The organism is Rhodococcus sp. IEGM 1379 (genome assembly GCF_030056815.1).
In the GTDB taxonomy this organism is placed as follows: domain Bacteria; phylum Actinomycetota; class Actinomycetes; order Mycobacteriales; family Mycobacteriaceae; genus Rhodococcus_F.
In genome coordinates this window covers 83,721-106,236 of the sequence record NZ_JASHKR010000018.1, presented here as the reverse complement: position 1 = coordinate 106,236, position 22,516 = coordinate 83,721, and the positions used below count along the sequence as shown (strand labels likewise).

Below are 22,516 nucleotides of genomic sequence, written 5' to 3'. Positions count from 1 at the left end.
TGTGGCACGCCGACCCACACCCCCCGGAACCCCGCAACCCACCGGGATCGGACATCTCGTCGATCTGGTTCGCCATGCGATTCCGCCGCTACATCCCGCCGGCTTGCCGTTTGTGCTGGCACCGTTGGGCGTTGCAGCCTTGGGCCGCAACCGCAAATGGGTGCGCCGCGCCGGTCTGACCACCGCGGTCGCCTGCGCCACATTCTTCCGTCACCCGCATCGGGTGCCGCCCAATCGCATCGGCGTCGTCGTAGCTCCGGCCGACGGCGAGGTCGCATTGGTCGACAACGCAGTCCCGCCGGCCGAGCTGAACTTGGGCAGCGAACCCCGCCCCCGCGTGAGCATCTTCCTGTCGGTTCTGGACGTCCACGTCCAGCGCGCCCCCGTCGGCGGAATCGTCAAAACAGTTGTTCACCAGCCCGGCAAGTTCCTCTCTGCAGATCTCGCGGACGCCAGCGAAGTCAACGAGCGCAACAGCATGCTCATCGAAACCGCATCCGGCCACGACATTGCCGTCGTCCAGATCGCGGGCCTGCTGGCTCGTCGTATCGTCTGCTACGCGGGCGTCGGCGACGTCCTCCCCATCGGCGACACCTACGGATTGATCCGATTCGGCTCCCGCGTCGACACGTATTTCCCGGCCGGAACGACCTTGCTGGTCGAACCAGGTCAGCGCACAATCGGTGCTGAAACCGTCATCGCGCAACTGCCGTGAAGACACCGAGGATGAAGCCAGCCGTGAAGAAACCGGCGGTAGCCGCAAAACAACCCGGTATCAAGGTGCCCAAACGCACCCAGGCCGTGCGGTTGCTGCCGTCAGTCATCACCATCCTCGCGCTGTGTGCCGGGCTGTCCGCCGTCAAGTTCGCGCTTGACGGTGAGCCCGGCATCTCTCTCGCGATGATCGGTGCTGCCGCTGTCCTCGATTCACTCGACGGCCGGATCGCACGACTTCTCGACGCCACCAGCAAGATCGGTGCCGAACTCGACTCGCTGTCCGACTCCATCTCCTTCGGCGTCGCCCCCGCGCTGGTTCTGTACGTGACCTTGTTGGACGGCACCAGTTTCGGCTGGATCATCGCCTTGGTATTCGCCGTCAGCATCGTTCTGCGTCTGGCGCGGTTCAACACTTTGCTCGACGACGACGATGTTCCCGCCTACGCCCGCGAGTACTTCGTCGGCGTACCCGCACCGGCTGGCGCTTTGATCGCCCTCACTCCCCTGGCTGCGACCGCGCAGTGGGGAGACGGATGGTGGTCGTCGCAGGTAGTTGTTGTTGTGTGGATGCTCTTTTCCGCCGCACTGATTGTCAGCCGCATTCCGACACTGGCAATGAAATCGGTATCGGTGCCCCCGCACATGGCAGCCGCACTGCTGGTGCTGGTTGCATTGACCGCAGCAGCATTGATCACCTTCCCGTACGTCCTGCTGATCGTTCTCGTCGCGATCTACCTCGTCCACATCCCGTTCGCGGTTCACTCCAAGCGATGGGTTGCGGCACGTCCGGAAACCTGGGACATCAAGCCGTCGGAGCGTCGCGCGATACGGCGTCAGCCCACTGCCGGCGGACGACGCTCGATGGTGCGCCTCGGCTTACGTCGCCCCAGATAATTTACGACGTAGTCTCGGGGTGTGACTTCGCCGGAACTCGCCCTGACCGTCCGCCTCAACACCTCCGCCGCAGATTTACGACGCGGTGTTGTGCGCTTGCATCCCGAAGCGTTGGCGGCGTTGGGTATCCGTGAATGGGATGCCATCGCCTTGATGGGTGCCCGCGGAACCGCTGCAGTAGCGGGGCGGGCGCCCACCGGCACCCCGGCCGGCACGATTCTGCTGGACGACGTCACGATGTCCAACGTCGGGCTCACCGAAAACTCTTCCGTCGTGGTGGGCCCGGTGACGGTGTACGGAGCACGCTCCGTCTCCGTCACGGGTTCCACCATGGCGACACAATCGATCAGCCCCACAGTTCTGCGGCAGGCACTCCTCGGCAAAGTTGTCAGCGTCGGCGACACAGTCTCGCTACTCCCCCGCGACCTGGGCCCGGGCACCAGCACTTCCGAAGCCACTCAAGCTCTTTCCCGTACCTTCGGCGTCGCCTGGACATCGGAACTGCTCACCGTTACGGGTGTTGATCCGGCCGGCGGTCCGGTGAGCGTGCAGCCGAATTCGGCGGTGGACTGGGGAAGATCATCCGCCGCCGCTGTTCCTGCTGCGGTTGTGGTGGCCGCTGATGTTGCTGCTGTACCCCTCGATCACCTGGTTGGCGCTCAGGCTCAGGCCGCCAAGCTCACCGAATGGCTCGGCCTCGCGCTCGACGAACCGGAACTACTGCGCACTCTCGGAGCCTCCCCGCATCTCGGCATTCTGATCACCGGCCCGGCCGGAGCAGGCAAAGCGACGCTCGCCCGATCGGTATTGTCGTCCCGCAACGTCGTCGAACTCGACGGCCCCGGAGTTGGTGCCACCGAACCGAATACGCGTCTACAACGCATTGTCGACGCCGTAGCCGCAGTGCGCGGCGGCGGAGTTCTGTTGATCAGCGATATCGACGCACTACTGCCCTCGACTCCTGAACCCGTGTCCGCGCTGATCCTCGAACAACTGCGGGGCGCCGTAGCCACCCCGGGAGTAGCGTTTGTCGCCACGTCCGCACATCCCGAGAGCGTCGACGCACGCCTACGCGGGCAAGATCTGTGCGACCGCGAACTGTCCCTGACGTTGCCCGACGGCGCAACACGCCGGGCACTCCTCGAACTGCTCCTTCGCAGAGTCCCCACCGGCACACTCGAACTGGACGCCATCGCCTCCCGAGCCCCCGGATTTGTGGTCGCCGACCTCGCGGCACTATGCCGAGAAGCCGCACTGCGCGCCGCAACCCGCGCATCCAAGTCAGGTGAGGCACCCGAAATCACTCAGGAAGACCTAGTCGGTGCACTCAAAGTGATTCGCCCACTGTCCCGTTCGAGTACCGAAGAACTCTCCATCGGCAGTGTCACCCTCGACGATGTCGGCGATATGGTCGAAACCAAACAGGCACTCACCGAAGCCGTGCTGTGGCCGCTGCAGCACCCCGATTCCTTTGCCCGCCTGGGCGTCGACCCGCCCCGCGGCGTCCTCCTCTACGGCCCACCCGGCTGCGGAAAAACGTATCTTGTTCGCGCCCTTGCCAGCTCAGGCCACCTCAGCGTCCACGCCGTCAAAGGTGCAGAGCTCATGGACAAATGGGTCGGCGCTTCGGAAAAAGCGGTGCGCGAATTGTTCCAGCGCGCCCGCGACTCCGCCCCCTCCCTCATCTTCCTCGACGAAATCGACGCCCTCGCCCCGCGTCGCGGGCAGAGCTCCGACTCCGGCGTATCGGATCGCGTCGTCGCAGCATTGCTGACCGAGATGGACGGCGTCGAACCGCTGCGTGATGTTGTGGTGTTGGGCGCCACCAACCGCCCCGATCTGATCGACCCCGCACTCTTGCGTCCGGGAAGATTGGAACGACTGGTGTTCGTGCCGCCGCCGGATGCCGAGGCCCGCAAGGCAATTCTGCGAGCCTCCGGCAAGTCCGTGCCACTCGCCGAAGACGTCGACTTGGACGCCCTGGCCGTCGATCTCGAAGGCTACTCGGCTGCAGACTGCTCGGCACTGTTGCGCGAAGCCGCGCTCACTGCCATGCGGCGCGACATGGACGCTGCCGACGTGAGCGCAGCCGACGTAGCGACGGCACGCAAAACAGTAAGGCCCTCACTCGATCCCGAGCAGGTAGCACACCTACAGGCATATGCGGACAACCGGTAAGGACTGAACATGGATGCAGATCTGGTGCTGTACGGCGACGTCGTCACGATGAACGACTCGCTACCGCGTGCGGAAGGCCTGGCCGTCACGGGCGGGCGGATCACGGCGGTAGGACCTCGAGCTGAGATCGAGACGCTCATCGGGACAGGCACCCGAGTTGTAGATGTCGGAAGTGCTTGCATCCTACCAGGATTCATCGAACCGCACGGGCATCCACTGGAAGAAGCAATCGTGCTCGGCCCCGCCGTCGTCGATATACGACCGGTCACGATCGCCGACGCCGATGCTGTGGTGGCTGCGATCACCGACACCGTCGCTGATCGTGGCGCAGCAGGCGCTGCCCTCAACGGTTGGGATCCGTTACTGCAGAAGGGCCTCCCCGAGCCCACACTCGAGTGGCTCGATACCGTCGCACCGGATCACCCCCTGGTGATCTTGCACAACTCCGGTCACGTCGCCTACTTCAACACTGCCGCAGCAGCACAAGCCGGAATCACCCGGGACACACACGATCCCGTCGGCGGCTCGTACGGCCACGACGCATCGGGCGCCCTGGACGGCACGGCCTACGAAACTCCCGCAGTGTTCACTGTTGCCGGACATGCCATGACCATCGGAGACGATTTCCCGGCGTTGTTAGCCGCTGAGTGTGCGCGTCTGAATGCTGCGGGTATCACCACCGTCGCAGAAATGTCGTTCGATCCACGAATGCGACCGGCGCTCAAAGCTATCGCCGACGCCGGACTGCTCACTACCCGGTTTCGCCTCTACGAAATGTCGACACCTGCCCGCACAACCGAAGCCGCACCCGGCGACGGCAACGACCTGGTCCGGCAAATCGGAATCAAGGTGTGGTCCGACGGTTCGCCGTGGGTGGGCAACATCGCCACCAGCTTCCCGTACCTGGACACCGAGGCAACCCGCGGCCTCGGAATCGCCTGCACCCACGGCCATGCCAACTACACGGGTGAGCAGATCCACGACATCAGCGCCGCCTACTTCGACAAGGGCTGGCAAATTGCATGCCACGCTCATGGCGACGACGCAATCACGATGGTCCTCGATGCGTGGGAACAACTCCTGCGGGAGTATCCACGACCGGATCACCGATTGCGTCTCGAACACGTCGGCGCAATGCGTCCGGATCAGTTCCAGCGAGCTGCAGATCTTGGGGTCACGGTCAGTATCTTCATCGACCACCTGCACTACTGGGGTGACGTACTGGTCGACGACCTCTTCGGGCCCGAACACGGCAGTGTCTGGGCCGCAGCAGGTTCCGCTCTTGCCGCCGGTCAACGCTTCACCTTCCACAACGACGGTCCGGTCACTCCCGCCAACCCCTTGCGGAACATGCAGGACGCCGTCACCAGGCTCTCGCCCAGCGGCCGCGTCATCGCGCCGCAGGAACGGATCCCGGTGGATGCTGCGCTGCGCGCTCATACCGTCAACGCTGCCTGGCAGCTGTTCAGCGAGGAGCACCTCGGCGCGATCTTCCCCGGCGCCTATGCGGATCTTGTTGTCCTGTCGGCAAATCCCCTCGACACGGAGCCCACCTCGTTGTCCGACCTGAAGATCCGTGCCACGATGCTGGAAGGGCGGACCGTGTACGGAGAATTGAGCGCTATCGGCTAGCCGCCGGAAGCTGGCACCCTTTGTGCGCAGTGAGCACCCCTTTCAGCACGCTGGAAAAGGTGCTCACTGCACAAAGACGGTGCTCACTTCGGGGAAACTGTCATGCACCGCGGCCACGCTCGAACGCCGCCGTGATCCGGCGCGCCACCAGCGACGGCGTCGACAAGTCCGCCCACGTCCACCGCGCAACCTGCCAGCCGGCTTCGCGCAGACGGTCTTCGCGAAGCTTCTCCTCCCACAGAACATCCTCGGCGGAGCGGCCCGCGGGCACCAGACGGCCGTACTTGACACGACCGTCAAACTCGCCGATGGTGCGGTGCTCACGCCACAGAAAGTCAACTCTGGCATTGCCGATTTGTACCTGCGGCTGCGGTATCGGAAGTCGCTCGCGTACGAAGAGCGCCAGGCTCCGAGACTCGCCGACGCTTTCGATACGTGCATCCATCGAGCTCACCGCATGGAATGCGTGGCGATGCAATGGGTGCCGCGGCACGCGGGACAAAGTGCCCTTGATTTCGTCGATCCCCACCGGAGTGCGTCGCAGCGCAGAGTTTCCCGCTACCAACGCCTGCTCGAAGGGCAGTGAGCGCGCAAGATCCACCACTGTGCGCCCTGGTGTCGTGACTGCAAGGCCGTCGACAGTAGTGACTTCGTCGTCTGCGAACTGCGCAGAATGCACGTGCCTGTCCGGGGACTGCCGACTGCCCCCACGGCGGTTCCGGCTGAGATGAACTCGATCGAGCGGCGTGTTCCAGAGCTCGAATCCGTGGATCACCGCAGCCGACGTGTGGCTGACGATTGAGCCTACGTGGGCAGCATTCGCCACGGCACGAACGCGTACACGATGCCGCTCGTGTACTGCCAGATCGGACAGTTGAGCTCTGGATACGTAGGCGCCGCGATGGATTCGGGTCCACTCGCCATTTGAGCAGGTCCTGCGGATCTCGGCGTCCGTACCGCCGATAGCAAGATGCTCAGGTCTGCGGATGATGTGCAGTTGTTCCCCCATGACCAGTGATCCTCGCGCATCCCGGCGGTGGAAAGCGGACACGATTCGGATCTGTGGATAACTCTTTGAAGTGAGCACCCTCTGTGCACAGTGAGCACCCCTTTCAGCAGACTGGAAAAGGTGCCCACTACACAGAAGCGGTGCCAGCTTCAGCAAAGCAGCCTTACCAGCGGTTCTGAACTTCCTCCGCAAACCCGAGGAGATCATGAACCGCGACAGTGCTTCCGTCGTCGAGAACAACAGTGCCGGAGAACTTTCCGAATACCTGGTGCTGGATCGAGCGCAGTACACCGACATTGAACGTCGCGGCTCTGTCGATGATCGGCTCGAACTTCATCTCGAAGCGGCCGTCGTTGCTCGTGAACTTCCACGGTGCGCCGTCGTAGGTTCCCTGTGGCATCTCGAACTCCAGCCGATCCAGTTTGTGCGCAACACCATTCACAAAAACGATATTCTCGCTGGCCGCTGAGGTATCACCGAATCCGTAACCGATGTTGAAGCCGAACCGCTCGCCGTTCACCAACCCCGATGCCGAACCCCAGTACCAGGTGTTGTCATACGTCCAGACGCCGCGACCCCAATCGAGCACGCCGAAAGCGTCTTCCGACCGAAATGCGAAATCCTGCTCCCCAACCCGAACCGTTCCCGCAGCGGGTAGGCAGTTGACCTTCTGGTTGTAGTAGAACGAGCGCGGAGCCTTCGCAAACGGCGTCGCTATCACCATGCGATCATCGGGAGGACTCTGCAAAAACAGGTCGACAGAGAACCCCTTCCCACCGTCAAACGCCGGATAGTCGACAACTAGCCGGCGCCCACCATCCACATGCCGAAACTCGAAGCACGCCTTACCCTTCGATACAACAACATCACCGGAATCAGCACTTCCCGGCAGACCCAGTTTGCCCATCGGAAACGGCAGCATCACGTTTTCCGTAACCTCACGCGGCGTCGTGAAATCCAACCACGACACACCGAGCAAGCCCATGTAACCGTTGTCCGCAACGGTCAACGCGATGCCGTAATCCGGCGTGAGCACGCAATAGTAGTCCCACTCCTTGAGTCGGAACTTGGGTGCCTTCACAGCCGAACGCTGATACCTCCGAACCTCCGAGGGCGCCCAGCCCGCCTCCACGAGCTGCCCACGAGCATCAAGAAGCGGGCCGGGCGCCAGAACCTGGTTGCTCAAGCCCAGCGTCCCAGAATCTCGGTGCCGCGATTCGACAGCGCCATCTGGAAGAACGGACCGAAACTCACACGGGCCACTCCGAGCGGCCCGAAGCTGGCCGGGTCATCCTGATCCGGGATACCGATTGCGTTGACCGGCAACGGAAGTTCCGACGTCAGACGAAGCTGAGTAGCCTCGTCGTGCCGTCCGACGGGATACAGAACATCAGCGCCCGCATCAGCTGCCAGCTTGAGGCGTGCAATTGCGCGGTCCACCCGATCAGACTCGTCGCCCACCTGCTTCACAAACAGATCGGTACGGGCATTGACAACGACGTGCACGCCGGCGTCGTCGGCAGCCTGCCGAAGCCCACCCACAAAATCGGCATGCTCTTGTGCCTCGCGCAACCGCCCGCCCTCGCTGTGCACGGTGTCCTCGATATTGAGGCCGACAGCACCGGCGTCGATCAAGCCTTCGATCAGAACAGCGGGCTCGAGCCCGTAACCACTCTCGATGTCCACCGAGACGGGAGCGTCGACGGCGCCGGTGATCTGCTTGATTCGACGCACCAACTCGCCGAACGTGATGCCCTCGTTGTCGGGCTTACCGATGGAATCTGAAACCGGATGGCTGCCGACGGTCAGGGCTGCAAAACCCGCAGCCACCGCAAGATTCGCCGACCACGCGTCCCACACCGTGGGGAGGATTACTGGGTTGCCTGGCTTATGTAACGCCAGTAAAGCGGTGGCCTTGTCATTGATCGATGTCATGCGGTGGCTCCTCGAGTCGTAGGAAATACCTCTCAACTCACCCTAGTGAGCTACCGGGCAACCTGTCCCCTTGTAATCCACCTGAAATTCCTTGATCGCGTTGATCCAGCCGGAACGCAGACGGCGCGGGTCACCGATCTTGCTGATATCCGGGACATTGTCGGCAATAGCGTTGAACATCAAATCGATTTCCATGCGCGCAAGGTTGGCGCCGATGCAGAAGTGCGCGCCAGTGCCACCGAAACCCAAGTGCGGATTGGGGTTACGGGTGATGTCGAAGGTCATCGGGTTCTCGAAGACGTCCTCGTCGAAGTTGGCGGAGCTGTAGAGCATGACAACGCGCTGGCCCTTCTTGATCGAGACGCCGGCCAGTTCGGTGTCTTCGGTCGCAGTGCGCTGGAAGGACACCACGGGGGTGGCCCAGCGGACAATCTCGTCGGCCGTGGTCTTGGGGCGGTCCTTCTTGTACAGCTCCCACTGATCGGGGTTGTCGAGGAACGCAATCATGCCGTGGGTGATCGCATTTCGGGTGGTCTCGTTGCCGGCCACCGCGAGGATCATCACGAAGAAACCGAATTCCTCGGAACTGAGTGATTCGCCGTCGATGTCGGCCTGAACGAGGGTAGTGACGATGTCGTCGGCCGGCTCGTTACGCCGAGCGTCGGCCATCATGTAGGCGTAGCCGAGCACCTCGGTGGACGCCACGGCCGGGTCACCCTCGTAATCGGGATCGTCGTAGCCGAGCATTTCGTTGGACCACTTGAACAGCTTGTCGCGATCTTCCTGCGGCACACCGATCAAATCGGCGATGGCCTGCAGGGGCAGTTCACTGGCGACCTGCGAGACAAAGTCTCCGGTTCCCGCGGACGCAGCTTCGCCGACGATGGATCGGGCGCGTCGGTCCAGTTCGTCCCGCATGCCGTTGATTGCGCGCGGGGTAAACAGCTTGGAGATCAGCTTGCGCAGCTTGGTGTGCTCGGGCGCGTCCTTGTTGAGTAGGAGGTGGCGCAGCATCTCGATCGCCTCACGCGGCATGTCATCGGCGAATCGCGTAATTGCAGTGTTTTCCCAGCTCGAGAAGATATCACTGCGCTGGCTGACCTCTTTGACGTCTGCATGACGCGAAACAACCCAGTAACCCTCGTCCTGGAACCCGCCGACGGTGGGCGACTGCTCGCACCACCACACGGGTGCGCTGCGACGCAGTTCCGCGAATTCCTCGAACGGAATTCGATCCATCAGGATGTCGGGATCGGTGACATCGAAGCCGGCCGGCAGGTCAGGTGTGCGAGTTGTTTCCGAGATGGTCATGGCGTCCTCTGATCGGTCGGTTTGTGCCCTGCACCACAGAGTAGCTTTCACTGACGCGCTGTCAAGTAAAAGACGGTAAGTCTCGCCCAACTACCCCAACCGGCACCTCGTCGCCGTAAGATTCCGCTAATGACCAACACTGCGGCCAAGCCAACTCTGCGCGAAAAGCAGAAGCAGCAAACACGCGCAGACCTCGTAGAAGCTGCCGACGCACTCTTCACCGAACGCGGATACGCGGCCGTCACCGTGGAGGACATCGTCGGCCGTGTCGGATGCAGCCGAGCCACCTTCTACCTGCACTTCCCCGGTAAACTCGACATCCTCAAAGCCCTCGGATCGAATACCGTCATGTCCAGCACACTCGCGATTTTCACCGACCTGGACCGCGTACTCGAATCCGGCTCACGCGAGGAATTCGCCGGATGGATCAACCGCGCCCTCGACTGGTGCCGCGATCACCACCACCTGATGCGCGCCTGGGACGAGGCCATGGTTCTCGAACCCGAATTTCGCGCCCTCGCCCGCGCCGGCATCTCCGCCCTACCCAATGCGATGACGTCGTACCTCGCTCGCTGGCCCGAAGAACGACGCGACGAAGCAAAACTTCGAGTTGAACTGCTACTCACCCAGATCGAGCGTTTCTTCATCCGCTGGGCCGAGCAGGGTGCCATCACCACCGGCGCCGACGTGGCCGCCGACGTTCTGACCGACATCTGGTTCCCCGCACTGACACCCCCGGTCTGAGGCCGAACCCGCGATAGGTTGGTTCGATGCCAGTCGATTTTCGAGCGATCCTCACCGCCTTCGCAGCCATGCACGCGGGTGTTCTCGCAGCCGTTGCTCTGACCAATCCAGCACTGAGCGACTGGGCGATCGTTGCCTCGCAATCAGAAGTCGATCGCTGGATCAGCACCGGACCAACCGCCGTGGGACTCGGCGCCGTGGTCGCGGTGCTCGCCTGCGCGCTGGTACAACGACGCGGTTCGCGCAGAGCTGCCTGGATTGCCGTGGCAGTAGCAACATTGGTGATCGCCGCAATCAGCGCAGTAGTACGCGACGTTGCGGTACTCGACTTGCTGATTTCCCTGATCATCATCAAAAGCATTGCAGCCGGGATCATCTTGGGTTGCGCAGTCGCGGCAGTGTGGGACCGGACCACCACCAGAAACATTCTGATGCTGGGTGCGCTCACTACCTTTCTCTCGATTCGAGTGTTCGCGAACGGGATGGGCAGCATGAGCACCTCGGCAGTCGGTGAACCGTCCTGGATACTCCTCGGCGGAATGACGATCGCCGCAATCGCTTGTGCCGCAACAGCGCAGGCCGAGTTCCGGATCAGGCGCCCCGACGCCGGCGAAATCCGCATCGCACTTGTCGTCATCGCCGCTCTGGCCATCGGGCACCGCGTGCTCGGATCCGTGATCGACCGACAGGAATATGCCAGCGAGGGCACCGCCTGGTTTGTGATGGCCGCGTGCGCCGCCGCAGCATTGGCGCTCACCGCAATTGCTGCACGCAGGCTCGGCGATCAGTCCGGAGCGGGCGGCACATTCCTCTGGGCAGCAACGGCACTCGCAGCCGCATCAGCCCCCGTCTTCGTTGATCTGGCGAAGCAACAAGACCTGTGGAGATCCCCCTGGAGACTGATTTTGGTTGCGGGAGTGGGAGTTGCACTGGGACTGCGACTGCGACTGGGCCGGAACCTACACAACCGACCCCTTCGGCTTGTCGCCCTCGCCATTCTTGTAGCCGTGCCACTATCCGCAGTACTACCCATGCAGGCCGCCCACGGAACCATCGCACTCGCGGTCAAGCTCGCCGCCCTCGGATTCGGTGGAGCATTGTTGATGAGCGCCCTCGCTCCCGGCAGCCTGGTCGACGCGACCCTGGGCCTCACGATTCCCTTTGCCGCGATGACCTTCTCCTCAATCGCCATCCTCGCCGATCAACTCACATGGGCACCGACGCGCGTGAACTTCAGCTTCGTGGGACAACCGACAGAGTTCACCTCCATCCCCGTCGACTACTTCACCGCCCAGACGATCGGTACAGCACTCCTCTTCACCGCGATCATCACGGTGTGCGCAATTCCCGTCACCCGACTGAGACCTTCAAATCCGGCGTAACCGGTGCCCAATTGACTACCGTGGAGCAGTGCACGCCGACATGAGGACGCTTCGCATCACACTCAGTGCTCTCACGGCGTTTGTTGTTATCGTCGTTGTACTCGCACCGTTTGTGAGCAGCCAACGGACGTCGATGTCGTCCGGCGAACGATTCTGGTCGATCGGAACCATCGGCACGGGCGTACTCGCTGTCGTTGCGGTCGGCACAGCCGCCGGCCTGGTTCGCTCTCGTACCCGAACCGCCGCAATGGTCGCGCTCGCGGGAATTTTGCTCGAACTACCGGGTTTGCACAACCAGGCTTTCGAAGCGTTCGCGCCCGTCGCAGCGGGAGTCGCGCTGGGAGCAGTCACATCGACGCTTCCGAAATCCCTCCTGGCAACCAGTGTCGCGGGAGTGCTTGTAGCCGTGTATGTTTCGACGGCCATCCTGGACCCTAACGCCCTTCCTCGTCGATACTCCGACTATCTGGCGCAGGATGCTTCACAGTTTCAACCGCCGTTCACAGTGGTCACATTGGCGGCGCTGGGACTGACTGCACTCTCGATTCTGGTGTTCTGGAACCACAACACCGACAACCGCCACGACCCGGACGCAGACGCAACGCAGCGGCGAGAGCAGATGGCGGTGCGGCCTGTTGTCATCACCGCCGTACTGACACTCACGGGGCTCATCGTGAACTGGTGGTTCGAGGTCACCACCGTCTGGGCGGCGGTTCCGGTCCTCATGGGCGCTCTCGCCGTCACGGTGATTGCGGCCCTGGCATTGGGAAACGGCAGTCACATCCTGCTGATGTCGACAGCCACTGCGGCAAGTCTCGCCGTGGTTGTCGCGAACCGCCCACCGGAAGCGGTGACATTGGCGCAGGAACTCACTGCTGCCCGCGCATTGTCTCTCGGTGCCCTGATCGTGGCGGCCGCGGTGCTCGCCGCTTTCCGTCCGTCGGTGGTTGTCAGTTACGGACTTCTCTTCGTTCTGACTGTCGCCGGCTTCGCGAACTATTCGGCAAGAACCACCCCGCTGAGCGAGTTCCTCGTCGTGATCGCCGGAGCAGCCGCGGCCTACGCGATAATCAGTGCGAAGATGTCGGAACCGCCTCGGACCGGCGGCTCGCGTCTGCTTGTCGGACTGGGCGTCATTTTCGGTCCGACAGCCTTCGCGTTGCTGGTGTATCCGCGATTCTCGTACGGGTGGACCGACTACACGCCGCTCGAGGGCGAGGCTGCGGTCTCCCGGTTCGAGCCTTCGTCAGATCTGGTGATTCTCGGATGCACGGCACTGGTCATCGTGACTGTCTGCGCGTACACGAGTCACCGACTCCGCAACGTCAGTCGATCAGGTCCATCGACACCAGTCGTCGGAACACCTTGAGAGAACCGGGCGCCACGTCGTCCATTGCTTCGTATTCGGCCAAAGTGAAGTACCGGAATTCTGCGATCTCGCTCGTGGGTCGCGGGTCGCCGTCCATCTCGGCGCGGTAGCAACTCATATGCAGTCCGGTATCAATCGAGTGCCCGAACGCATGGGCCTCGAAGACGTCGAGGAACTGCACGGTGCCCGGCACCAGTCCCACGTCCAGTTCTTCGCGGATCTCACGATGCAAGGCCTGTTCCGGCGTCTCACCAGGATCGATTTTTCCGCCGGCCATGTAGAACGCCGTCTTACCGACCGACCGGGTCTGGATCAGTCGACGGTCCCGAATATGGGCGAGGGCAGCGGTCCGAATGATCTGCGTTTTCACCTCGCCCAACGTACGTGTAGCAGTCGCTGCGGTTGTAGCTCGAACCGACTCGCTGCATAACGAAACCGTTCCGCCCGGTAATATGTGCACGTGGACGAAGTAATTTCGTCTGGAAATACTCGATAGGTTCGATTAGTTCGGACACCCCGCCGCACCGCTGACAACACGACGGAGTGCCTTTTGCTCGCTATTCTGCTTGCCCACGCAGTTGCCGCCCTCTTGGCTCCGCTTGTGGTGCGCAGGTTCGGGCGAAACGGTTTCTTTCCACTCGCACTGGTACCGCTGGCCAGCCTCGGCTGGGTCATCGACAAATGGGGCAGCGTCGAAACGCTGCACATCACCTGGGCTCCGGGCCTGTCGATGGACATCGACTTCAGATTCGACGCACTCTCCGCCATCATGGCCGTCCTGGTACTGGGCGTCGGCACCCTGATCCTGGTTTACTGCGCACGATATTTCAACGACGACGAACCCCGTCTGGGGATTTTCGCGGCCGAGATGGTTGCCTTCGCCGGCGCGATGTTCGGCCTCGTGACCAGTGACAACATGCTGCTGCTGTACATGTTCTGGGAACTGACCACAGTGCTGTCGTTCCTGTTGGTCGGGCACTACGCCGAGCGCGCCACCAGTCGTCGCGCCGCCACCCAGGCCTTGTTGGTGACCACTGCGGGTGGTCTCGCGATGTTGGTCGGCATGATCATCCTCGGCCAGGCCGGCGGTAGCTACAACCTCTCCGACCTTGTCGCGTCGCCGCCCACGGGTTGGCTTCCGTCGGTCGCGATCGTGTTGATCCTGATCGGTGCGTTGTCCAAATCCGCTATCGTGCCCCTGCACTTCTGGCTCCCGGGCGCCATGGCGGCACCCACCCCGGTCAGCGGTTATCTCCACGCTGCTGCCATGGTCAAAGCCGGAATCTACCTCGTCGCACGCCTGGCTCCCGGCTACGCCGATTCACCACCGTGGCGGGTCACCATCATCAGCCTGGGGTTGCTGTCGATGATCCTCGCCGGTTGGCGAGCCATGCGGGCCTACGACCTCAAACTGGTACTCGCCTTCGGAACCGTCAGCCAACTCGGTTTCATGATGGTGCTGGTCGGAATCGGTACGCGCGACGCGGCCCTCGCCGGCATGACGATGGTGGTTGCGCACGCCATGTTCAAGGCGGGGCTCTTCATGGTCGTCGGCATCATCGACCACACCACCGGCACCCGTGACCTGCGCAAACTCGCCCATCTGGGCAAGAAGGCCCCGGCACTGGCGGTTATCGCCGGACTAGCCGCGGCGAGTATGGCCGGTCTGCCACCGCTCCTCGGATTTGTCGGTAAGGAAGCCGCACTCGAGTCGGTACTCGAAACCGACGTACTCGGACACTGGTCGTCGATCGCCGTCATCACCGTCATCGTGATGGGCTCGATCCTGACCGTCGGCTACAGCATCCGCTTCATCTGGGGCGCTTTCGGACGCAAGACGCTCAAGAATCCCAGCCCCGCTGTCAGCAAGATGCACGCCCCGAGTTGGCTGTTCCTGTTCGCGCCCGGCCTGCTCGCAGTCCTCGGTCTGGCCGCGGGAATCCTGTCGCCGCAGCTCGAGAAGCTGCTGACGCCCTATACATCGACGCTGGCACCCGGTCAGCACGCCGATTACCACCTGGCTCTGTGGCACGGATTCAACACTCCGCTGCTGCTTACCTGCGTAGTCATCGCCGGCGGTTTTGCGCTCTACATCGCGCAACGCCAGATCAGCCGCCTGCACTTCGAGCATCCCCCGCTCGGCAACGCCGACCGTATCTACGACGCCACCCTGCGCGGCATGGACACCATCTCCATGCGTCTGACCGGCGCCACGCAGCGTGGTTCACTCCCCCGGACGCAGTCGACCATCCTCGCGACGCTTGTCATCGTTCCGCTGGTCCTGCTGATCATCGACACTCGCACGGGCGTGGACATGCGGTTGTGGGATTCCCCCATCCAGTTCACGATCGCGCTGATGATGATCGCCGCGGCACTTGCTGCAATTGTCATGCGCAACCGTCTGGCCGCCGTCATTCTCGTCGGCCTCACCGGTTACGGCTGCGGTGTCCTGTTCGCCTTGCACGGTGCCCCGGACCTGGCGCTCACCCAGTTCCTGGTCGAGACCCTGACTCTGGTGATCTTCGTGCTGGTGCTTCGAAAGTTCCCGGCCGAGGTCGACGAGAGCAAAGCCATCGGGTTCAAACTGCCGCGCGCGATCCTGGCCGTCGCCGTCGGCGCCACCGTCACCACGATTGCCGCGTACGCCGTCAACGCACGCAACACCCGTCCGATCTACGAACTCCTCCCCGACGCCGCGTACACCATCGGCAACGGCAAGAACGTCGTCAACGTTCTCCTCGTGGACATCCGCGCGTGGGACACCCTCGGCGAGATCTCGGTGCTGCTCGTTGCGGCGACGGGTGTCGCCAGCCTCGTGTTCCGTAACCGCCGGTTCGGTATCGCGCCCCGCGTCGCCGATGCACCGTCGGTGATCGTCGACAAAGCCGCCGCCAACTCCGATACGACGTGGCTGCGCGGCGGCGATCTCATCGACCCGCGCTACCGCTCCCTGGTCCTGGAAGTCACCACCCGGTTGGTCTTCCCCGCGATCATGGTGCTGTCGATCTACTTCTTCTTCTCCGGCCACAATGCACCCGGCGGCGGTTTTGCCGGCGGCCTGACGGCCGGACTCGCGCTCGTTTTGCGCTACCTCGCCGGTGGCCGCTACGAACTCGGTGAAGCCGTGCCCATCGACGCCGGAAAGATCCTCGGATTGGGCCTCGCGCTCTCGGCCGGTACCGCCATCATCTCCCTGTTCCTCGGTGCCCCGGCCCTCTCGTCGGCCGTCTTCGAGTTCACCCTCCCGCTCATCGGCCACGTCAAACTGGTCACCGCACTGTTCTTCGACCTCGGTGTCTATCTCATCGTCGTCGGCCTAGTGCTGGACGTACTCCGAAGTCTCGGCGCCCGCCTCGACGCAGAAATCGAGGTGAAAGCATCATGAGTGCCAATTTCATAATGCTGGTCCTGGTCGGTGTACTGATCTCGACGGGCGTCTACCTGCTGATCGAACGCAGCATCACCCGAATGTTGTTGGGCCTTCTCCTGTTCGGCAACGGCATCAATCTGCTGATCCTCACCGTCGGCGGCAGCGACGGCAATCCGCCGATCGTGGGCCGCGAATCGGTGCACGAGAAAATCGCGGATCCCCTGGCTCAGGGAATGATCCTGACAGCCATCGTCATCACGATGGGCATCGCCGCCTTCGTTCTGGCACTGGCGTACCGATCTTTCAAGATCAACACCGCCGACGCCGTCGAGGACGATCCCGAGGACACCAAGGTCATCAAGCGTCGACTCCCCTCCGACGCCCCCGACCACGACCGTTCCGACGACCCCGTCACCGGCGCACCCAGCATCGGCGGCGACGCATTCGACAAGGACGGCAACCCCATTCCCCTCGAACAGTTGGTCAACCTCGAGGACATCGAGTGCTACGACGACCTTCACGACGGCGACTTCGAGGACGAACCGGTGCCCGACTGGGCTACCGACCTCGCGCGTAAACAGGAATCCGACAAGCGCAAGGGAGGTGCTCGCTCATGACCATTTCGCACAACCTCATGGGAGCGCTCGCACCCCTGCCCGTCTTGATCCCGATGCTGGCCGCCGCCGCCACGCTCGTCGTCGGCCGACGCCCACGATTCCAGCGCGTCATCACCCTCATCGCGCTGGTCGCCGTGGTCGCGGTCTCCGGAATGCTGCTCTACCTGGCGGATCGTGACGGCACCACCGCTATCCAGGTGGGCGGCTGGGATTCCCCGATCGGCATCACTCTCGTCGTGGACCGCCTCTCGGCGATGATGCTGGTGGTGTCCTCGATTGTCCTGCTGGCCGTCATGGTCTACGCGATCGGTCAGGGTATCCGCGATGGCAGCGAAGCCCAGCCGGTGTCGATCTTCCTACCGACATATCTGGCGCTGACCGCCGGTATTTCCAACGCCTTCCTCGCCGGCGACCTCTTCAATTTGTACGTCGGTTTCGAGGTTCTGCTGTCGGCAAGCTTTGTGCTGCTCACCTTGGGCGGGAGTGCGGATCGCGTTCGAGCGGGCGTCTCGTACGTCATGGTCTCGATGGTGTCTTCGCTGATCTTCCTGGCCGGCATCGCCTTTGCGTACGCCGCGACGGGCACTCTCAACATGGCCGACATGGCCCTGCGGTTCGACGACATTCCACCCGGCACGCGGACTGCGATCTTCGGTGTTCTGCTCGTCGCCTTCGGGATCAAGGCCGCAGTCTTCCCACTCTCGGCTTGGCTCCCGGACTCCTATCCGACAGCACCAGCACCGATCACCGCCGTCTTCGCCGGCCTCCTCACCAAAGTCGGTGTGTACGCGATCATCCGCGCGCACACGCTCCTGTTCCCGCAAGGTGAACTCGACAACGTCTTGATGATCTGTGGTTTGTTGACGATGGTGGTCGGCATCATGGGTGCCATCGCCCAGAGCGATATCAAACGACTCCTGTCATTCACCCTGGTCAGCCACATCGGTTACATGATCTTCGGCATTGCTCTGTCGACGTCCGCAGGCCTCTCGGGATCCATTTACTACGTCGCGCACCACATCATCGTGCAAACGACGCTCTTCCTCGTTGTCGGACTGATCGAACGTCAAGCCGGCAGCGCGTCGCTACGACGCCTCGGCGGCTTGGCTGCGGCCAGCCCGATCCTGGCAATCGTGTTCCTGGTCCCCGCCCTCAATCTCGGTGGCATTCCGCCGTTCTCGGGCTTCATCGGCAAGGTCGCGCTCCTGCAAGCGGGTACTGCCGATGCCAGCGCACTCGCCTGGGTGCTTGTTGCCGGCGGCACCGTCACCAGCTTGCTGACGCTCTACGCCGTCGCCCGAGTGTGGACCAAAGCGTTCTGGCGTGCCCGCGCCGACGCCCCCGAAGGTGACCTCGCGGATGTCAGTCCGTCGGCGCTGATCGACGAATCCGAAGAGGACATCGCCTTCGTCGATCGTGAAGACGTCGGCAAGATTCCCGCGTTCATGCTGATCCCGACGGTCGGGTTGGTGGCCGTCGGACTCGCGCTGACGGTATTCGCGGGCCAGATCATCGACATCAGTGACCGTGCGGCGAAGGATCTACAGGATCGGTCCATCTACATCGAAGCCGTCCTCGGGGACCACCGCCCGATACCGCATTCGGATACCACCGCAGAGGAGCCGCCGCGATGAAACGTGAACTGGTACTCCGCGTCGGAATCTTGGTGTGGCTGACATTCGTGTGGGTTCTGTTGTGGGGCAACGTCAGCTACGGCAACATCTTCGGCGGGCTCGTCGTGGGCATCGTCATCATGGTCCTGCTCCCGCTCCCGCGGGTACCCGTCGAGGGCCGCGTGCATATTCTCTCGATCCTCCGTCTGACGTGGGTGATCGTCTACTACGCAGTGCTTTCGAGCATCCAGGTTGCGTGGCTGGCGATCAGGCCGTCGCCGCCTCCCGTCACCGGTGTCCTGCGATACCAGCTCGGCATCAAATCCGATCTGGTGCTTACCCTCTGCATCGACGTCCTGAATCTCATCCCCGGAACCATGGTTCTCGAGATCGACCAGAACCGCCGGATCGTCTACGTCCACGTGCTCGACGTCGGTTCGCAGAAATCCGTCAGCGCGTTCTATCGGTCTGTCGAAGATCTCGAGCGCCTGTTCATCGCATCCTTCGAACGTGATTCCGACTGGCAACCCAGCCCCTGGCACCAACGTGACTACGAATTCGATGCACCCCGATCGGAGGACCAATGAACGGGTTCATCACCACCACCCTGATCGTATCCGGGGTAATACTTTTGATTGCCGCCCTGCTGACAACATTTCGGCTGATCGACGGGCCCAGTTCGCTGGACCGGTTGGTCGCGCTGGACACCATCGTCGCCGTCTCGATGTGTGGACTCGCGGTGTGGGCTGCCTACAGCGCCGACACCACCATCATTCCCGCGATCGTCGCCTTGGCCCTCGTCGGATTCATCGGTTCCGTTTCCGTCGCACGTTTCCGGGTGAGTGACCGATGATCGGTAACATTCTCGACGTCATCGGGGCGGTCTCGATCTTCCTCGGCGCGCTCCTCGCACTCACCGCAGCGATCGGAATCGTACGATTCCCCGACACCCTGCGTCGTATGCACGCTGCTACCAAACCGCAGGTCGTCGGACTCATCCTCGTTCTGATGGGCGCAGTGTTCCTGCTTCGAGGCAGCGTCGACATCTGGATGCTGATCCTGGTCGGTGTCTTCACGTTGCTGACAGCGCCCGTGATTGCACACAGTGTGGGACGTGTCGCCTACCGCGAACAGCGCGAGCAGGACGCCGTCATGAAGATCAACGAACTGGAAGACCCGCCTGAGCTTCGGTAGGTATCAGAGCGTCGTCCGCTCGCTCGCCCCACTGCGCCAACGCGGTACCCGGGCGAGCGAAGAACGTCGCGTAATACGCCACCGACATCAGTACCAGAACAGCGATCAGCAACGGCCCGAACAACTCTGGATATGCTGCCATCTGTACCGATGCAAAGCGGTAGGACAGCAGAAGCCCGACGAGGATCGCACTGCCACCGAGGATCAACCGGACGCGGAACCAGCCCCAGCCACGTTCCGGATCATGCAGCGCCGCATCGAGAGTCAGGCACAGAATTGCGCCGGCAATGAGGTCGACGCCGTAGTGGAATCCGAAGCCCAGCGTTGCCGTCAGCGTCGAGAGAAGCCAGAACGTACCCAGGCTCCGCAACCACCACGGACCACGCCTCGAATGTACGAACAAGGCAACCGCCCACGCCGTGTGCAGACTCGGCATGCAGTTGCGGGGAGCCTCGTCGTCGAAAGGCAACGACGCGGGAGCTGAAAAATCAATGTTCGGAACGATATTCGGCCAGAAATCACCGATCTGGAATCCGAGCCCTCGCGGACCGAAAGCGAACACCGGACCCACCACCGGGAACAGTATGTAGAAGACCGGCCCGATCAATCCGATGAGCAGGAAAGTGCGCAGCAGGTGATGCGACGGCCAACCTTTACGTGACTGGTAGAGCGCGACCACAATCACGGCGACCGGAAGCTCGACATAGATCCAGCCGAGAGCAGCAGCGCCGACCGGTCCCATCGCGTCGACGATCTGTCCCATCACCCACGACGGGTTGCCCAAAGCCTGATCGGCGAGGAACACGTACTCGTCCCACACGTCGGTACCGAGCAGGATGGTGATCGAGAGCCACGTCTCGGCGACCTTCGCGGCAATGATCAACAGCGCGCCCAGAGCAACTCCGTGCAGGACCGCGCTACGCCGCTCGCCGCTCAACTTCCAGAACGCGTAGACCGCAATTGCCGTGAGCACCCAGGTGCCACCCGTACCCATCGTGAGCGGTCCGCCCGAAAACCAGCGGATGCCGCCCACGACAACATCGATGGCTACCGCAGCCGAGACTGCGTAGATACGTTCGCGGTTATTGAGGCCGACCAAGGCGAGCGCCAAGCCCACCCACGGCATCGTGGCCGAACGGGGAACCAGGAAATAATCACCGAACAGGCTTTCCACCGGACCCAGATAGCCCTTGTACGACGCAAACGCCTGCACACCCAGAACCAGCGCGACTACCCCGGCACTGCCGAGAATCAGCAACTTATGAGAATCGACCCCTGCATTACCTGGTCCCCCTGCATTACCTGGTCGCTCTGTTGCCCCCACCCGGGACCCGCGCTCTGTCAACACCGACCAATAGTAAACGGCGAGTGAACCCGACCTGGACAGATGGGTCGGTTTACCCTGTTCGGTCCTACAGAAGAATCAGGTGCCGAGTTCCGCGACCAACGCGTCGACGACGGCAACCAGATCGCCGCCCGTAGCCTCGGCAACTCGACGTTGACGCTGGTAGGACGCCCCACGGCGAGGAATATCCGCGACCGACGCCAACTCGTCGGCGCACCCCAGCGCAACAGCCACCGGCGTGAGATCCTCGAGCAGCCGTTCCAGATCGTCGGTGACCAAGCACTCGTTCGAATCGGAGTCGAGGATGATCTCGGCGTCGAGGCCGTACCTGGCCGCCCGCCACTTGTTTTCCTTCACATGCCACGGCTGCATGTTCGGCAACGTCTCACCCGCACTGAGACGGTGATCGAGATCCACGATCAGGCAGTGCACCAATGCCACCAGCGCGCCCAGTTCCGCACGCGTCGAAACCCCGTCGAACACACGGACTTCGATGGTTCCCCACTTGGGTGCCGGACGAATATCCCAGTGCATCCCACCGATTTTGGTGATCACACCCGTCTTCATCTGGTCGTCGATGAACGACTCGTACTCACTCCAGGTTTCGAACTGGTACGGCAACCCGGCCGTCGGCAACTGCTGGAACATCAATGCCCGATTGGACGCATAGCCGGTATCGACGCCCGCCCACATCGGCGACGACGCCGACAGTGCCAACAGATGCGGATACCGCTGCAACAAGGCATTGATGATGGGGAACACACGATCCGCCGAGGACACGCCGACGTGGACATGGACACCCCAGATCAACATCTGACGGCCCCACCACTGCGTGCGCTCGATCAGTTCGTCGTAATCGGGGGTACGGGTGACCAACTGAGTCGACCACTGAGCGAAGGGATGCGTTCCGGCACAGATCAGCTCGACGCCCAACGGATGGGCGGCCCGACGAAGAAGGTGCAGCGAGCTGTCAAGGTCGCTCATCGCCTCACCGACAGTGCCGTGAATACCGGTCACCAACTCGACAGTGTTGCGCAGCAACTCCTTGGTGATATGCGGCGTCTCGGAGCCTGCAAGCTCCTCGACAGCCGAGAACACCTCAGCTGCTGTGTTGGAGAGATCTCTGGTAACACGATCGACCAGCGCGATCTCCCACTCCACGCCCAGTGTCGGACGCGGCGAACCCGGAAATGGAACTACCACGCA

The 22,516-nt window shown here is 62.5% G+C and carries 20 protein-coding genes; 13 read left to right on the top strand and 7 right to left on the bottom strand.

Features of this window, described 5'->3' with window-relative positions:
- Position 1 precedes the first annotated feature (1 nt).
- The 4 genes from QM600_RS13245 to QM600_RS13230 are packed head-to-tail and all read left to right on the top strand — an operon-like array spanning position 2 to position 5,421.
- Positions 2-715, top strand: coding sequence for a phosphatidylserine decarboxylase (locus tag QM600_RS13245; RefSeq protein WP_283261910.1), 714 nt, complete (start codon positions 2-4; stop codon positions 713-715).
- Entirely contained in the window at positions 712-1,611 is a 900-nt protein-coding gene (locus QM600_RS13240) for a CDP-alcohol phosphatidyltransferase family protein (protein WP_502942963.1), read from the top strand. The genes QM600_RS13245 and QM600_RS13240 overlap by 4 nt, the downstream gene beginning before the upstream one ends.
- Before the next feature lie 21 nt (positions 1,612-1,632).
- Positions 1,633-3,789, top strand: coding sequence for an AAA family ATPase (locus QM600_RS13235; protein WP_283261908.1), 2,157 nt, complete (start codon positions 1,633-1,635; stop codon positions 3,787-3,789).
- A gap of 9 nt (positions 3,790-3,798) precedes the next feature.
- Complete coding sequence (locus QM600_RS13230) at positions 3,799-5,421, top strand: amidohydrolase (protein ID WP_283261907.1); 1,623 nt, start codon at positions 3,799-3,801, stop codon at positions 5,419-5,421.
- Between the two features lie 100 nt (positions 5,422-5,521).
- On the opposite strand, the gene QM600_RS13225 is transcribed toward QM600_RS13230, so the two are convergent.
- The 4 genes from QM600_RS13225 to QM600_RS13210 all read right to left on the bottom strand — a co-directional run bounded on the left by QM600_RS13225 (position 5,522) and on the right by QM600_RS13210 (position 9,676).
- Entirely contained in the window at positions 5,522-6,430 is a 909-nt protein-coding gene (locus QM600_RS13225) for a hypothetical protein (RefSeq protein WP_283261906.1), read from the bottom strand.
- 163 nt (positions 6,431-6,593) lie between these two features.
- A complete protein-coding gene (locus QM600_RS13220) occupies positions 6,594-7,616 on the bottom strand; it encodes a DUF2804 domain-containing protein (RefSeq protein ID WP_283261905.1) in 1,023 nt (340 codons plus the stop codon).
- Positions 7,613-8,365, bottom strand: coding sequence for an isocitrate lyase/PEP mutase family protein (locus QM600_RS13215; protein WP_283261904.1), 753 nt, complete (start codon positions 8,363-8,365; stop codon positions 7,613-7,615). The genes QM600_RS13220 and QM600_RS13215 overlap by 4 nt, the downstream gene beginning before the upstream one ends.
- Positions 8,366-8,407: 42 nt before the next feature.
- Positions 8,408-9,676: a cytochrome P450 gene (locus QM600_RS13210; RefSeq protein WP_283261903.1), complete on the bottom strand. Its 1,269-nt coding sequence runs from the start codon at positions 9,674-9,676 to the stop codon at positions 8,408-8,410.
- A 129-nt stretch (positions 9,677-9,805) separates the two neighbouring features.
- Between QM600_RS13210 and QM600_RS13205 the strand changes: the two genes are divergently transcribed.
- The 3 genes from QM600_RS13205 to QM600_RS13195 are packed head-to-tail and all read left to right on the top strand — an operon-like array spanning position 9,806 to position 13,171.
- Complete coding sequence (locus tag QM600_RS13205) at positions 9,806-10,420, top strand: TetR/AcrR family transcriptional regulator (protein ID WP_283261902.1); 615 nt, start codon at positions 9,806-9,808, stop codon at positions 10,418-10,420.
- Positions 10,421-10,446: 26 nt separating this feature from the next.
- Positions 10,447-11,802: a hypothetical protein gene (locus tag QM600_RS13200; protein WP_283261901.1), complete on the top strand. Its 1,356-nt coding sequence runs from the start codon at positions 10,447-10,449 to the stop codon at positions 11,800-11,802.
- A 28-nt stretch (positions 11,803-11,830) separates the two neighbouring features.
- Positions 11,831-13,171: a hypothetical protein gene (locus QM600_RS13195; protein WP_283261900.1), complete on the top strand. Its 1,341-nt coding sequence runs from the start codon at positions 11,831-11,833 to the stop codon at positions 13,169-13,171.
- On the opposite strand, the gene QM600_RS13190 is transcribed toward QM600_RS13195, so the two are convergent.
- On the bottom strand, positions 13,128-13,541 hold the full coding sequence (locus QM600_RS13190) for an NUDIX hydrolase (RefSeq protein ID WP_502942962.1): 414 nt from the start codon (positions 13,539-13,541) through the stop codon (positions 13,128-13,130). The genes QM600_RS13195 and QM600_RS13190 overlap by 44 nt on opposite strands.
- Positions 13,542-13,721: 180 nt before the next feature.
- Here QM600_RS13190 and QM600_RS13185 point away from each other — a divergent pair, with 180 nt between their 5' ends.
- The 6 genes from QM600_RS13185 to mnhG are packed head-to-tail and all read left to right on the top strand — an operon-like array spanning position 13,722 to position 19,965.
- Positions 13,722-16,556 (top strand): Na+/H+ antiporter subunit A, encoded by a 2,835-nt coding sequence (locus QM600_RS13185; RefSeq protein WP_283261898.1) that lies wholly within the window; start codon positions 13,722-13,724, stop codon positions 16,554-16,556.
- The gene (locus QM600_RS13180; RefSeq protein ID WP_283261897.1) at positions 16,553-17,158 is read left to right on the top strand and encodes a Na(+)/H(+) antiporter subunit C; all 606 of its coding nucleotides are present in this window, start codon (positions 16,553-16,555) and stop codon (positions 17,156-17,158) included. Before QM600_RS13185 ends, QM600_RS13180 begins: the two co-directional genes overlap by 4 nt.
- Positions 17,155-18,792 carry a Na+/H+ antiporter subunit D gene (locus tag QM600_RS13175; protein WP_283261896.1) on the top strand — a complete coding sequence of 546 codons (1,638 nt, stop codon included), beginning with the start codon at positions 17,155-17,157 and terminating at the stop codon, positions 18,790-18,792. Before QM600_RS13180 ends, QM600_RS13175 begins: the two co-directional genes overlap by 4 nt.
- Complete coding sequence (locus QM600_RS13170; RefSeq protein WP_283261895.1) at positions 18,789-19,358, top strand: Na+/H+ antiporter subunit E; 570 nt, start codon at positions 18,789-18,791, stop codon at positions 19,356-19,358. Before QM600_RS13175 ends, QM600_RS13170 begins: the two co-directional genes overlap by 4 nt.
- Positions 19,355-19,624 carry a monovalent cation/H+ antiporter complex subunit F gene (locus tag QM600_RS13165; protein WP_502942961.1) on the top strand — a complete coding sequence of 90 codons (270 nt, stop codon included), beginning with the start codon at positions 19,355-19,357 and terminating at the stop codon, positions 19,622-19,624. The genes QM600_RS13170 and QM600_RS13165 overlap by 4 nt, the downstream gene beginning before the upstream one ends.
- Positions 19,621-19,965, top strand: a complete 345-nt coding sequence (gene mnhG / locus QM600_RS13160) for a monovalent cation/H(+) antiporter subunit G (RefSeq protein WP_094271617.1) — start codon at positions 19,621-19,623, stop codon at positions 19,963-19,965. Before QM600_RS13165 ends, mnhG begins: the two co-directional genes overlap by 4 nt.
- Here mnhG and QM600_RS13155 read toward each other — a convergent pair.
- Complete coding sequence (locus tag QM600_RS13155) at positions 19,931-21,223, bottom strand: phosphatase PAP2 family protein (RefSeq protein WP_283261894.1); 1,293 nt, start codon at positions 21,221-21,223, stop codon at positions 19,931-19,933. The two genes, mnhG and QM600_RS13155, sit on opposite strands and share 35 nt — an antisense overlap.
- A 165-nt stretch (positions 21,224-21,388) precedes the next feature.
- Positions 21,389-22,513: a glutamate--cysteine ligase gene (locus tag QM600_RS13150; protein WP_283261893.1), complete on the bottom strand. Its 1,125-nt coding sequence runs from the start codon at positions 22,511-22,513 to the stop codon at positions 21,389-21,391.
- Positions 22,514-22,516: the final 3 nt, after the last annotated feature.